10 protein-coding genes and 1 pseudogene are annotated in these 14,560 nt (G+C 42.6%); 4 read left to right on the plus strand and 7 right to left on the minus strand.

Going from position 1 to position 14,560, the window contains the following annotated elements; all coding sequences use genetic code 11:
• Positions 1-239 precede the first annotated feature (239 nt).
• The 3 genes and pseudogenes from FTT87_RS11555 to epmA form a co-directional block, all read left to right on the plus strand.
• Positions 240-866 (plus strand): annotated as a pseudogene (locus FTT87_RS11555) (CaiB/BaiF CoA transferase family protein); the annotation flags it as partial.
• Between the two features lie 212 nt (positions 867-1,078).
• On the plus strand, positions 1,079-2,146 hold the full coding sequence (locus FTT87_RS11560) for a 4-phosphoerythronate dehydrogenase (protein WP_180081888.1): 1,068 nt from the start codon (positions 1,079-1,081) through the stop codon (positions 2,144-2,146).
• Entirely contained in the window at positions 2,143-3,123 is a 981-nt protein-coding gene (epmA, locus tag FTT87_RS11565; RefSeq protein WP_180174892.1) for an EF-P lysine aminoacylase EpmA, read from the plus strand. The genes FTT87_RS11560 and epmA overlap by 4 nt, the downstream gene beginning before the upstream one ends.
• Before the next feature lie 139 nt (positions 3,124-3,262).
• Here the strand turns inward: epmA and FTT87_RS11570 are convergent, their stop codons facing one another.
• From FTT87_RS11570 to ahcY, 6 genes are all read right to left on the minus strand, one after another.
• Positions 3,263-4,495, minus strand: coding sequence for a multifunctional CCA addition/repair protein (locus FTT87_RS11570; RefSeq protein WP_180081892.1), 1,233 nt, complete (start codon positions 4,493-4,495; stop codon positions 3,263-3,265).
• A gap of 81 nt (positions 4,496-4,576) precedes the next feature.
• Positions 4,577-6,856 carry an NADP-dependent malic enzyme gene (locus FTT87_RS11575; RefSeq protein WP_086196232.1) on the minus strand — a complete coding sequence of 760 codons (2,280 nt, stop codon included), beginning with the start codon at positions 6,854-6,856 and terminating at the stop codon, positions 4,577-4,579.
• A 145-nt stretch (positions 6,857-7,001) separates the two neighbouring features.
• Entirely contained in the window at positions 7,002-9,863 is a 2,862-nt protein-coding gene (locus tag FTT87_RS11580) for an EAL domain-containing protein (protein ID WP_180081894.1), read from the minus strand.
• A gap of 171 nt (positions 9,864-10,034) precedes the next feature.
• Positions 10,035-10,751: a 16S rRNA (uracil(1498)-N(3))-methyltransferase gene (locus FTT87_RS11585; RefSeq protein WP_180174893.1), complete on the minus strand. Its 717-nt coding sequence runs from the start codon at positions 10,749-10,751 to the stop codon at positions 10,035-10,037.
• Between the two features lie 29 nt (positions 10,752-10,780).
• Positions 10,781-11,617: a methylenetetrahydrofolate reductase [NAD(P)H] gene (gene metF / locus FTT87_RS11590; RefSeq protein ID WP_180043186.1), complete on the minus strand. Its 837-nt coding sequence runs from the start codon at positions 11,615-11,617 to the stop codon at positions 10,781-10,783.
• A 226-nt stretch (positions 11,618-11,843) separates the two neighbouring features.
• Positions 11,844-13,226, minus strand: a complete 1,383-nt coding sequence (gene ahcY / locus FTT87_RS11595) for an adenosylhomocysteinase (RefSeq protein ID WP_166167372.1) — start codon at positions 13,224-13,226, stop codon at positions 11,844-11,846.
• Positions 13,227-13,449: 223 nt separating this feature from the next.
• Here ahcY and FTT87_RS11600 point away from each other — a divergent pair, with 223 nt between their 5' ends.
• Positions 13,450-13,974 (plus strand): cysteine peptidase family C39 domain-containing protein, encoded by a 525-nt coding sequence (locus FTT87_RS11600; RefSeq protein WP_180081898.1) that lies wholly within the window; start codon positions 13,450-13,452, stop codon positions 13,972-13,974.
• A gap of 57 nt (positions 13,975-14,031) precedes the next feature.
• On the opposite strand, the gene FTT87_RS11605 is transcribed toward FTT87_RS11600, so the two are convergent.
• Positions 14,032-14,547: a tetratricopeptide repeat protein gene (locus FTT87_RS11605; RefSeq protein WP_180081899.1), complete on the minus strand. Its 516-nt coding sequence runs from the start codon at positions 14,545-14,547 to the stop codon at positions 14,032-14,034.
• Between the last annotated feature and the right edge of the window lie 13 nt (positions 14,548-14,560).

Genomic DNA, 14,560 nt, shown 5'->3' on the forward strand with positions numbered 1-14,560 from the left:
TCAATAACACAGAAGATTTCTGTAAAATCAAACATGGTGGTTAGAGTCTTTGGTTTGTGTAGTAACTTTCTAAATGGCTCTAACCATCTTTTTTTCAAGCGGTTTTCTTATCCGTAATTCGGGTTATTTATAATGTTACTACAAGGGGAATTGGGCCGTTTAAGATGGCATGATTTAAATCGTGTGTACTTAAAGACTGGCGTACGGATTGTTCTCGCATAATATTCTCGCTTTATAAACGGGGGCAGTATATCGATATGTCTTTACTGGATGTACAAGTTGCCACGTTGGCCAATCAGGGTATGAACTATTTAAGCACTGGAATTTCGCCAAAACGGATGGGCAATAGTCATCGCAATATTGTGCCATATCAAACCTTTAAGGCCAAAGATAAGGAATTTATTATTGCCTATTGTAATGACAAAAAATTTAAAGATCTATGTCTTGCGATTGGACTTCCTGAATTATTGCAAGAAGTGAAATTCCAGCATAATCAGGATCGGGTCAAGCATCGTGATGAGCTGATTGCCTTACTGTCTGAATATTTCCTTGGTAAAAATGCTAAAGATTGGGTTGATGCCATTCACGCCATGAAAGTGCCGGTGGGGGTGATCAATTCAGTGGAAGATGCCTTGGCTGAACCGCAAATTCAGCATCGAGACATGGTGGTGAACATTCCACATGCCTTGAATGAAAATTTCAAAGTGATTGCTTCGCCAATCAAACTTTCAGATACGCCGGTAGAATATCGCAATGCACCACCGCAGTTGGGTGAACATACCAGGCAGATTCTGTCACGTCTTAAAACGGCAGATGAGCTGCATGCCTTAAAATTGCAAGGCATTATTGATGGAGAGGTAGCTTAAGCAGCATTCTTGTGATGCATATTGGTTTTGCCTCTGTTTGACCGGAATGTTAAAGCATTCGGTCCTTTTTTCTGCCAGGAAAGATGACATCCATTTTATGCATCACGGTGTTTGTGAAATTATCCAATGCAAGAAAGCGATACCTACAAGGTGCTTGGTCAGATGCCGTGCTAAGCGTTATCATAATCAGCATAAGATCATTGGATTGCATTATGAAAATTGTCGCAGATGAAAATCTGGCATTTACTGAATATTTCTTTGCCGATTTTGGAGAAATTCAGCAGGTTGCAGGACGAACCTTAACCCATGCGGATGTGAAAGATGCAGAAGCGTTACTGGTGCGTTCTGTGACCCAAGTCAATGCCGGGCTGGTTCAGGACACAAGATTAAAATTTGTCGGCAGTGCGACCATTGGCACCGATCATCTGGATATAGTTGCTTTAGAACAATGCAACATTGCCTGGTCGAATGCTGCAGGCTGTAATGCGCAGGCCGTTGCGGAATATGTGATTACCGCTTTACTGCATTTAAAACCTGAACTGATCGATGCCAATGACAGCTTTACTTTGGGTATTATCGGTCTGGGCAATGTCGGTTCACGTCTAGCTATTATGGCCAAATTTCTGGGCTGGAAGGTGATTGGTCATGATCCCTTCGTACAGCGTGAACAAATTGAGCAAGTAGATTTAAATACCCTATTAAAAACAGCCGATGCGATTTCCACCCATGTGCCTTTAACCAAAACAGGCAATCATCCAACTTACCATCTCATCAACGCTGAAGCTTTAGCACAGATGAAGCCTGCAGCGATTTTAATTAATTCGGCACGTGGCCCAGTAATAGAAGAATCGGCTTTAATTGTCGATATTCAACAGAACCAGCGTCCAGTAGTTCTCGATGTATTTGAACATGAACCTGAAATATCAGAACAGCTGTTAAATTTAATTCGTTTGGTTACACCGCATATTGCCGGGTATAGCTTGGAAGGAAAGGCACGTGGTACACAAATGATCTACGATGCATTCTGCAGTACCTTTCATTACCCAGCGACAAAGCAATTTGAAACGCAATTGCCTGTCTGTGAACCATATTTTAAAGAGCGTGATTTAAAGGCTGTGTTAAAGCAATATTTAACCCAAATCTATGATATTGCCCGTGATGATGCCAACTTAAGGGCCTGCCTGAAAGATGGCAAGGTTGAGCAAAAAGCCTTTGATTATTTGCGTAAAACCTATCCCTTGCGCCGTGAATGGGCAGCACATGGAGGCCCGAAGGCATGAGTCAATCTATTGCTTATCAGCCGACTTGTGACTTAAAGGCCATGCAGGCACGTGCCAAAATGTATGCACAGATCCGCCAGTTTTTTGCCGGACGGGATGTACTGGAAGTTGAAACGCCAGTCTTGTCGCAGGCCGGAGTGACCGATGTACATCTGGCCTCTATACAGGCACAGCGTCATTTACAAGGTAAATTACACACCCACTATTTGCAAACCTCGCCCGAATTTGCCATGAAACGCTTGCTGGCCAGTGGCAGTGGTCCAATCTATCAAATCTGCAAAGTCTTTCGTGATGATGAACATGGGCGTAAACACAATAGCGAGTTCACCATGCTGGAGTGGTATCGTCCCGGATTTAGCTTGAAAGATTTGATGTTTGAAGTAACCGATTTGCTCAATGTGACTTTAAAACAGCGTTTTGGTGATGTTCGTCCAACGATCCTCAGCTATAAACACGCTTTTATGGATCGTCTGAATATCAATCCATTGCAAGCCAGTTTAAAAGAGCTGAAAGACTGCTGTAACCGGGTCGGCTTGAATCTGGACCTAGGTGATGATCGCCTGGGTTATATCGATTTGCTTTTTTCGCACTTTGTCGAACCGAGCCTGGGTTTTGATACGCCAGTATTTTTAACCGATTTTCCCGCTGAACTGGCCTCCTTGGCCAAAACCCGAATCGATGAGGATGGGGAACTGGTGGCTGCCCGCTTCGAGCTGTATATCGAAGGTCTGGAATTGGCCAATGCTTATGATGAATTGATTGATGCCGATGTACTGCGTTCCCGCTTTGAAGCAGATAATGCCGAACGTGCAAAACTGGGCTTACATGTCATGCCGATTGATGAATATCTGCTTGCTGCATTGCCGCACATGACAGAGTGTTCCGGTATTGCTTTAGGCATTGACCGGTTATTGATGGTCGCTACAGAGCAAATGAAACTTGAAAAAGTAGTTACTTTTCCGGCGGATATTTCCTGATTTCAGCTATTGCTCATATTTGTTGATCAGCCAAAATTCGTCCTGACTCCCTTGGTGAAAATGGAGAAGTTCCTTTTTGGGAAAAGAGGGATTTAGGGAGATTGTTAAAGATTTAAAAGCCCCACTCGGGGCTTTTTATTTATGCAATTTCAGCATATTGATGCTTAAGTTCAGCAAGTGCTTCGATTCGTTTTTGAATCAACATCTCACCAATTTCTTGACCTTTCACATCGGCAGGTAAGTCTTGCGCTTTAATATTGCGGACCACTTCCATTGCCTTAAGTATATAAGCAGCCTGAGGATACTCACGATCTTCTAGCCCTAAACGACCACGGGAGTCGCATTCACAGGCCTGTATAAACGCCTCCACTCGTTCAGGGCGACGTAACACATCCAGACGTTGCAACAAACGCCATAAAGTACCCGGTTTCAGGCTTAAGGCCTGATGGCATTTTAAATGTTCTTTACAGACTGCAATGGCCAGCTGTTTGGTATTGGTTGGGACTTTCAGACGGTCACAGAGTTCAGTCACCGGTTTGACCCCGCGTTCTTCGTGCATGATATGGCGCGGTAATTCATTTGCTGGTGTCAAGGCCTTGCCCAAGTCGTGAACCAGCACTGCGAAGCGGACATCTAAAGAATAGTCGGCTTTACAGGCCTGTTGTAATGACATCATGGTATGAATGCCACTGTCAATTTCCGGATGATATTCAGGGCGCTGTGGAATACCGTATAAAGCATCCAGCTCCGGGAACAGGACTTTTAACGCACCACAGGTACGTAAAACGGTAAAATATTCATCGGCATAATCTTCCATCAGCGCACGGGAAGTTTCTTTCCAGACACGTTCCTTAATTAGCGCATTGAGTTCACCTGATTCCACCAATTGTTTCATTAAGGTGAGGGTTTCTTCTGCCACGCTAAAGCCTAAACTTTTATAACGTGCAGCAAAGCGCGCAATGCGCAGAACACGTAGCGGATCTTCAACAAAGGCATCGGATACATGGCGTAAAATGCGTTGTTCCAAGTCCTGCTGACCCGCATAAGGATCATAAATATTGCCTTCGTTATCCATGGCCATGGCATTGATGGTCAGGTCACGACGAATCAGATCATCTTCAAGACTAACGCTCGGATCGGTATAAAATTCAAAGCCATGATAGCCACGACCTGATTTACGTTCAGTGCGTGCCAGTGCATATTCTTCTTTTGTTTCTGGATGTAAAAAAACAGGGAAATCCTTACCCACAGGCTGATAGCCCTGAGCAAGAAGTTGTTCCGGTGTTGCACCGACCACAACATAATCTTTCTCGTGATAGGGGTGCCCGAGCAAGTGATCTCGAACCGCACCGCCTACTAAATAAACTTGCATGAAAAAACCTCTATTCTTCAAGCAATCATGCTACAGAATAGAGGTTTTCTCAAGTCACAAAATGTGATCTAGCTGACTAAATCAAAGTGCTAATTTTTCATTTTCCTGAATTTCAGCAACGGTTAATGCAGTCATGTTCACCAAGCGACGTGTAGTCGTAGTTGGTGTCAGGATGTGGACAGGTTTAGATACACCTAACAGGATAGGACCAATGGTAACGTTATTCCCTGAAGTCGATTTCAACAGGTTAAACGAAATGTTGGCTGCATCCAGGTTTGGCATAATCAGCAAGTTTGCAGAACCTTTGAAACGTGAGTTCGGGAAAGCAAAGTGACGGATGTTTTCGTCAAGTGCCGCATCACCGTGCATTTCACCTTCAACTTCCAGTTCAGGCGCAGTTTCAGACAAGATGTCATACACTTTACGCATTTTTTGCGCGCTTAAGTCATCTTGGTCGCTACCGAAGCTTGAGTGAGAAAGAAGTGCGATACGTGGTGTTACACCAAAACGACGTACTTCTTCAGCAGCCAAAATGGTCATTTCAGCAAGCTGTTCAGCTGTCGGGTTACGGTTAATGTATGTATCCGCGATGAACAGGTTACGGTCTTCAAGCATTAATGCATTGAGCGTAAAGAATGTGTTATGACCTTCTTTCTTACCAATGATGTTGCTTACGAAGTCAAGATGAATGTCATAACTTGAGTAGGTACCACACAGCATACCGTCTGCAAGACCGTGTTTCACCAGCATAGATGCAATTAAGGTAGAACGGCGACGTGCTTCACGTTGCGCATACTCAGGTGTCACACCTTTACGTTGCATGATGCTGTAGTAGTCATCAGCAAACATTTCGTAATGTGGGTTCTTTTCTTGATCGATAATGGTGATGTTCACTCCATCTTCAAGACGTAGACCTAATTTCTTGATATTTGCTTCAATCACTGCAGGGCGACCGACAAGGATTGGTTTAGCCAGACCTTCATCGACTGCAATTTGTACTGCACGAAGTACACGCAGGTCTTCACCTTCAGCATAGGCAATACGCTTAGGATCAGTTTTCGCCTGGGCGAAAATTGGTTTCATCATGAATGCAGAGTTGTAAACAAACTCAGACAGACGTTGACGGTAAGCAGAGAAGTCCTGAATCGGGCGAGTGGCTACGCCAGAGTCCATCGCTGCCTGTGCAATTGCCGGGGCAATTTCAAGAATCAAACGCTGATCGAGTGGACGCGGAATTAAATAGTCACGGCCAAATGATGCTGATTTTTCACCATACGATGCTGCATCTGCTTCAACATGTGCCATGCGCGCAATGGCATGTACACAGGCAATCTTCATTTCTTCATTGATGGTGGTTGCGCCAACGTCAAGCGCGCCACGGAAGATATACGGGAAGCACAGTGCATTATTTACCTGGTTTGGATAGTCTGAACGACCAGTTGCCATGATCACGTCATCACGAACTTCATGTGCATGTTCAGGCAGAATTTCTGGATCCGGGTTTGCCAAGGCAAAGATAATCGGATTTGCAGCCATGGTTTTCACCATTTCTTTGGTGAGAATACCGGCAGCTGACAGACCCAGGAACATATCAGCACCTTCAAGTACTTCACCGAGCTGAGTAGCGGTGATGTCTTGTACGTATGCTTTTTTAGATTCATCCAGACCTTCACGCTGAGTGGTTAATAGACCACGTGAATCGGCAACGATGATATTCTCTTTCTTAGCACCCAGGGCACAAAGAAGATTTAAGCAAGACAGTGCTGCTGCACCTGCGCCTGAAGCAACAATCTTGATTTCTTCAATTTTTTTGCCGTTAAATTGCAATGCATTCAGAAGAGCTGCACCCACAATAATAGAGGTACCATGCTGGTCATCGTGGAACACAGGAATGTTCATGCGTTCACGAAGTTTTTGCTCGATATAGAAACATTCTGGTGCCTTGATATCTTCAAGGTTAATCCCACCAAAAGTAGGTTCTAGCGCGGCCACGATGTCGACAATTTTGTCAGGGTCGTTTTCATCAATTTCAATATCGAATACATCGACACCGGCAAATTTTTTGAACAGTACGCCTTTACCTTCCATTACCGGTTTAGATGCCAAAGGACCGATATTTCCTAAACCCAGTACTGCAGTACCATTACTCACCACTGCTACAAGGTTACCGCGTGCAGTATAAAGGGCAGCAGTTGAAGGGTCACGTTCAATCTCAAGACATGGTGCAGCAACACCTGGTGAGTAGGCAAGCGCTAAGTCACGTTGATTGACCAGTTGCTTGCTAGGCGTGACGCTGATTTTTCCTGGTGTTGGGAATTCGTGATAATACAATGCCTGTTGTTTTAAAGATTGATCTTCCATCTGTATCTCGTTTGTTACTGGAGTAATTCAGCAAAGCTGCTGGTTTTCTGCTTGGTTGCATCGAATATAACATTTGTTGCGACCTTATCACAGTCGCGTATGTGTCTTTTTCAGGCAAAGTTGGGGGGTGAAAGGTTGACTTATATCAAGAAGGTATAAGTCGATGTTGTTCCAGGTATGTGGTGGCTTCTTTTTCAGGAAGCGGCTTGGAAAAAAAGAAACCTTGAGCAATATCGCATTCCAGATCTTGCAGGTACTGTAGTTGTTGCTTAGTTTCAATACCTTCTGCAACCACCATCATTCCCATAGCTTTGCCCATGGCGATCATAGCACTGACAATCGCTTCCTGCTTATTTTTTCCGATTTTGGATATAAAACTGCGATCTATTTTAAGTATATCAATCGGGAAATCGGCAAGATAAGACAGGGAAGAGTAGCCTGTGCCAAAATCATCTAGCGAGATATGAATTTTCCGTTTTTTAATTTCATTCAACAGGTTTTTCACCGTGACTGAATTTTCCAGTAACGATGATTCGGTAATTTCAAGTTCCAGGCTGGAACCACAAATGTTATAGGTCTGGATGGCATGATCCAGATCTTCCAGCAATTGTCCGCGTTGTAATTGCTGGGCCACCACATTGACGGATATGCAAATATTGTCAAACCCGATATTGTTCCAGTAGCGGATCTGTTTGGCTGTTTGTTGAATCACAATCCGGCCAATATCCGAGATCAGGCTGGTTTGTTCTGCTAGAGGAATAAACAGGTTCGGAGGAATAATGCCCTTGCTTGGATGATTCCAGCGCACCAGTGCTTCAAAACCGTAAATATTTTGATCACTGAAATTTATTTTCGGCTGATAGTAAACAATTAGCTCATTATTATTGATGGCATGGCGCAAATCGCGTTCCAGATAAATGCCTTGTTCAAGTAAAGCGCTACTGTTATTGGAGTAGAAACGACAGGCATTGCCGCCCAGGTTTTTTGCTTCAGTCAAGGCTTGTTCAGCGCAATTATTCAGATAATCCAGCTGACGTCCATTTTCCGGATAGAATGCAACGCCCATGGACAGGGTGATAATATGGTCCTGATCGAAAATGTTAAAGGGTAAGGAAAAAGCTTTACTTATACGTTCACAATGATGTTGAATCGACGGGTTAGTAGGTGAAACCTCATAGACAATTGCAAAATCATCACCATTCAGATGCGCTACAAATAATGCTTCGGTATTAGTCAGTCGCAGTCTTTGTGCAACTTGGCGTAACAGTTCGTCACCACCACTATTACTTAAAAATTCATTTAAAGGCCTGAAACGATCGATATTTAAACGAATAACGGCCAGCTGCTTAATGGAATCTTTTTGACTAATTAAATATTGATGTAACTGGTAGTTGTAATAAAAACGGTTCGGCAAATCGGTTAAAGGATCGTAATTTTCTAAATAAGACAACCGTTGTTCTTGCAGTTTACGTTCAGTTAAATCGGAGACGATACCGATATAGTGGGTGACACGGTTCTGCTCATCGCTAATGGCATTAATGCGCATCCAGATGGTTGCTTCTTCACCTGAAAGGAATGTTTCCTGCAGTTCACCATCAAACTCACCGATTTTTCCCAGCTGCTGAAGAATCGAGTAGTGGCTGTTTCTTTGTTGTGACTGATAATTTTCCGTAATATCAAATAAATTTTTGCCAATAATATGTCGGTGAGTAAAACCGGTGAGTTGTTCATAAAATGGATTGACGTCAATGTAGCATAGCTGATCATCGAGAATAAAAATGCCTTCAGTTGCTTGCTGAAGTACACTGGCAGCTAATTTTAAGCGTTCCTGATCGGTACGTTCCTGATGAATGTCACGACGGATACCCACCATGCGCAGGGGCTTTTTATTGACCGGATCACGAGCAATGACCCGACCAATATCATGGACCCATTTCCACTTGCCATTGCTGTTCTGAATTCGATAGCTGGCTTCATAAAGTGGTGACTGACCACGTAAATGTTGTTTCATTGCATGCTTGAACTGCTCAATATCATCCAGATGAATAATATTTTGCAGTTGATGATGATGCAGTTTAGAGGGCTTCAGGGTTTTTTGCTGTTTTGCGTCCGTCACCAGAATTTCACGATCTTTGATATTCCAGTCCCAGGGGCGTAGTCCGGCAATTTCATGTGCCAAAACCAGATTCTGTTGCTGATTTTCCAGATCAGCATTCATTTTGGCAATATCAACAGTTCGTTCTTTAACTTTTTGCTCCAGCAGCTGATTGTTTAATTGTAATTGCAGCTCTATATCTTTTGATTTATTAATTTCAGCTTGTAACTGTTTGCATAATTCATCGGTCCATAAAACCTGTTGTTTGGCATTTTTAACTAAACGGTTGTTTTTTGAGTACAGTACAGAAATACGCTGATGAATACGCGATGTGATATTGGCGCATAATAAAATGACAATCAGTGCAAAATTAATGGTGAGATGGAATAAAGGATCTGATGTTTCTGTGCTGATAAATTGTGAAGCCAGATAAGGAAAAATAGCAGGTATAAATGCCAGACAGAAATAAGTTAAGCGCTGGGTTAAAAAGGTCAGGGCAAATGCCTGACTCACAATCAGTAATAATGCTGACAAAATTAAGGCATGAACATGACTAAAGGCAGGGTTGTATTGAGGTAAATAGTAGTAAACCAGGCCCATACCTAAGGCAATACAGCTACCAATCACTAAACTTTGAATTTGTAGCCAACGATGCGCATGAGCTAAGGCAAATTGGTCGGGTTTAAAATAAACACTGTTAATTAGCAAACACAGGCAACACAAGAGTTCGGTGCCTATAAACCAAAAATTGAAATAAAAAGAAGGTTTTATAAAATAAAATTGGTAAATGCCATAAACATATGCCGATACAATCACAATACTGACTATAAAGAAGCGGCTAAGTCGAATTGTATTGCTAATTTGTGCAGCATTCACATGCTGTTTAATATACTCGTCTTGAAGATCTGACATACAGGCAAAAACCTTAATTATTATTTTGCAATAAATTTACTTTCTAAATATTGATTGAGTTAAAAAAATAAACTGTATTTTAAATATACATTTGTATCTTTAATTCAAGAGTAATAATGTTGTTGAAAAAAATCAATCACATCACAAGTTATTCATCCAAATTTTGATGAACTATACAGTTAAGTTATAATTTAAAATAGATAAAGCAACAATCGGCGCCGTTTCTGTTCGTAATACACGATTGCCGATGCACCAGTTTATAAAGCCTGCTTGGTTGGATAATTGTATTTCCGTTTCACTTAGACCACCTTCAGGTCCAATTAATAGCGCAATGTCTTGTGTCGCATTTTCCAGCACATTCACTTGATCTTTATTCGGAGCAAGCACCAGTTTTGTGGTCGGGAGTTCTGTCTCTAACCAGTCTTGTAAAGATACAGGTGCTAACACTTCAGGAACTTTGTTCATGCCGCATTGCTCACAAGCAGCGATGGCAATGCCTTGCCAGTGATCTATTTTCTTTTGGTCACGATCATATTTAAGGCGCATTTCACAGCGTTCAGAAGTCAGCAACTGGATTTTGGATACGCCAAGTTCTGTGGCTTTTTGAATGACATAATCCATTCGATCCCCTTTACTCATTACCTGTCCAAGCAAGGTACTAAAAGCTGGAGTACGGTCATCAGGATTGAAGGAATCGACAGAAACATGGGCTGATTTTTTTGCGACTTCAATAAGCGTAACTTCATATTCACCACCCCGTCCATTGAACAAGGTGGCTTTTTCACCGACTTGTGCACGTAATACTTTGACCCAGTGATGAAAAACCGTTTCAGTTAATTCAGCATTCATATCCACTGCTAAGTCAGCTTCAATATAAAAACGTGGCATTTAAGTATTACTCACAAATCAGATATAAATTAAGCTAGACCAAGATCAGTCACGAGTTGACGTGTTGGATCTGTCGTGTTCATAGTGTAGAAGTGCAAGCTCGGTGCACCGCCTGCAAGCAGACGTTCACACAATTTCACCACAACTTCATGACCAAAGGCCTTGATACTTGCCGTGTCATCGCCATAAGTCGCCAATTGCTTGCGAATCCAGCGCGGGATTTCTGCACCGGTACCATCTGCGAAGCGAATCAGATTGCTGGCATTGGTAATTGGCATAATACCCGGAGCCACCGGAATGTTCACACCTTCTTTCTGAATGCGATCTACAAAATAGAAGTAGGCATCCGGATTAAAGAAGAACTGGGTTAGAGCGGCATTGGCACCGGCATTGGCTTTTTCGACAAAGTGTTGAATGTCTTTATCAAAGTTTTCTGCCTGTGGGTGCATTTCCGGGTAAGCGGCCACTTCAATGTGGAAGTGATCGCCTGAATGTTCGCGGATAAAACGAACCAGATCCTGCGCATAAGGTAATTCACCCAGGCCAACCTGACCTGAAGGCAAGTCACCACGAAGCGCCACAATACGGTCGATGCCTTGTGATTTGTATAGATCAAGCAATTCTGCGATACGCGCTTTGTCATCACCGATACAAGACAGGTGAGGGGCAACAGGCGTGCCTTTGCCATTAAAGTCATTGATTGCAGCAAGTGTACGTTCACGAGTGGAACCACCGGCACCATAAGTCACTGAAAAGAACTCAGGATTTAACAGTTGTAATTCTTTATGCACAACACGAAGTTTTTCCGCCCCGGCATCAGTTTTGGTCGGGAAAAACTCAAAAGAAATTGGAACACGTTTGGTCATTTTTCAAATCCTTTTTATAAGTACTGTTTTAATTTTTCACCCTCTCCCTGACCTCTCCCAAAGGGAGAGGAGAATTCATTACTGAATTATGCAGGGTTTAAGCCATATTTATTCATATGATGAAATTAAACATCCATCGGAAATAAATCTGGTGCTCACCCTCTCTTGCTCTTGTTTTAAAGCAATGCTTAAAACAAGCTCAGGGAGAGGGATGGGGTGAGGGGTATTAGTATTTATAAGTCTCAGATTTGAATGGACCTTCAACTTGTACGCCAAGGTAATCAGCCTGTTCTTGAGTCAATTGAGTCAAGACACCGCCGAAACCGGCAACCATTGCCGCAGCAACTTCTTCGTCCAGTTTCTTAGGAAGCAGTTCTACACGAATCGCAGCCTGTTTTTGCTCTTCAGGAAGATCAGCAAATTTTTCGGCAAACAAGTGCATTTGAGCCAATACCTGATTGGCAAATGAACCGTCCATCACACGTGATGGGTGACCAGTCGCATTACCCAGATTCACTAAACGACCTTCAGAAAGAAGGATTAAATAATCGTTTTCATTTTCTGAACGATACACTTGGTGTACTTGAGGTTTAACTTCAACCCATTTGTAGCCACGTAGGTAGTTGGTATCGATTTCAGTATCGAAGTGACCGATGTTACACACCACTGCACCTGCTTTTAATGTATCTAACATTGCAGCGTCACATACGTGGTAGTTACCTGTAGTCGTTACGATCAAGTCAGTGTTTTGAAGAAGATCCGCATTTACGTCTTCTTTTTTACCTGTTTGCACGCCGTTTTTGTATGGAGATACAACTTCGTAACCGTCCATACATGCTTGCATTGCACAGATTGGATCGATTTCAGTAACACGTACGATCATGCCTTCTTGACGAAGTGATTGAGCAGAACCTTTACCTACGTCACCGTAACCAATCACCAGTGCACGACGACCAGACATCAACATGTCAGTACCGCGTTTGATGGCATCGTTTAGAGAATGGCGGCAACCGTATTTGTTGTCGTTTTTGGACTTGGTTACTGAGTCATTTACGTTGATTGCAGGAACTTTTAAAGTGCCGTCACGTAACATTTCATAAAGACGTTGCACACCCGTAGTGGTCTCTTCAGTCACACCATGGATTTTCGCTAACACTTCAGGATATTTTTCGTGAACAAGAGCAGTCAAGTCGCCGCCATCGTCCAGAATCATGTTGGCATCCCAAGGTTTGCCATTCACGTTGATTTGTTGTTCCAAACACCACATGTATTCTTCTTCAGTTTCACCTTTCCAGGCAAAAACAGGAATACCGCGTGCAGCGATTGCAGCAGCTGCGTGGTCTTGAGTAGAGAAGATGTTGCAAGAAGTCCAACGTACTTCAGCGCCCAATTCAACTAAAGTTTCAATTAAAACTGCAGTTTGAATGGTCATGTGAATACAGCCGAGAATTTTCGCGCCTGCAAGTGGTTTTGCTGCTGAGTAGCGTTTACGTAAGCCGATCAGCGCTGGCATTTCTGCTTCAGCAAGTTTAATTTCTTTACGGCCGTAGTCAGCTAGGGAAATATCGGCAACTTTATAATCTGTAAATGAAGCATTAACCGCGTTCATCACGATCTCCTTATAAAAAACAATAATTGATCATTCAGTTCGCGGATGCCGTTGTTGGTTGATCAGACAAGTTCAACCGATCGTCGAGCCTGGCGCTTTTACATTTTGTACCTGTAAAACGTCGCAGCATCCCTCGACTAGCGAAGTATTGTACTTGGAAATTGATTTTGTTCCAATCTGAAATTGATTATTATCAACACAATTATATTTTTGAGCTTTTATTATGGCTTTAGAAATGCCTGAAGAATTAGCCCGTCTGGAAGCAAATGGCGGAATTTTTGCAGTTTGGATGCTGCTGCAACATTTAGGTATTGATGCCGATATTCAGCAGCTGGTAGAGGTCTGTGGATATGATGGTGAAAATGGCACGACGACCATCGGTCTAGCTGTAGCACTAAAAAAGTTTGGTTTTCATGTGCAGTTTTATACCGATCCTGACCCTGATCTTCAGGAGAGTGAAAAGCTTAGTTATCAGGAAGCTGAGCAACTGAATTTACCTATTCTTCCTGCATTAAATTATCAGCAAATCCAGCTAGCATTTGATCAAAATAAATTTGTGATTGTTTATTACGACACCTTGGAAGGCGTGGGTAATCATTCTCTTGTTTATGATGCCAATGAAGATGAAATCTGCTTTTTTGACAGTTTTGATGTGATGCCTGCCGCTATATTTGAACAACAACGAAATGTAGAAGGTATTTGCAGACAAGTGATTGTGGTCGATATTAATGATGATATCGAGCGCTAATATTTAAAATTGTATAAAACAAAAGCCCATCAAATGATGGGCTTTTTCATCTTTAATTTATTTTTCAGCAGCCTTTGCTTTTTCAGTCCAGTAATCTGCTTGTTCTTCATCTGTTTCTATGCCTAGACCATTTTCATAGATAAAGGCCAAATCACGCATAGCTTGAACTTCACCCCATTCAGAAGCCTGCTTGACTAAAGACACAGATTTGGTCACATCTTTTTCAATTACATCACCACGACGGAAATAACCCGCCAATTCTAAAGTCGCAGCAGGGTGTTTCTGTATATTGGCTTTACTCAGCCAGTAATAGCCGAGTTCAAAATGTGCTTTGGATTCTTCCGGGTCTTCTTCAGCCAAGTCTTTGGCATAAACGGTATAACCTTCACCCAGCCAGTACATCGCTTCGACATTACCATTTTCTGCGGCTTTCAGCGCCCATTCTTCGGCAAGAATAATGTCATCATCATGCTCGCTTTGCATATACAGCTCAGCCAGTTCAAATTGCGCTTTTGCATTTCCTGTAATGGCTAAATTCATCAGTGAGGCAGGAGGAGAAATTCGGTTAGACATACCTATATCCAAA

It is taken from the genome of Acinetobacter sp. YH01022 (genome assembly GCF_013420235.1).
Classification (GTDB): Bacteria; Pseudomonadota; Gammaproteobacteria; order Pseudomonadales; family Moraxellaceae; genus Acinetobacter.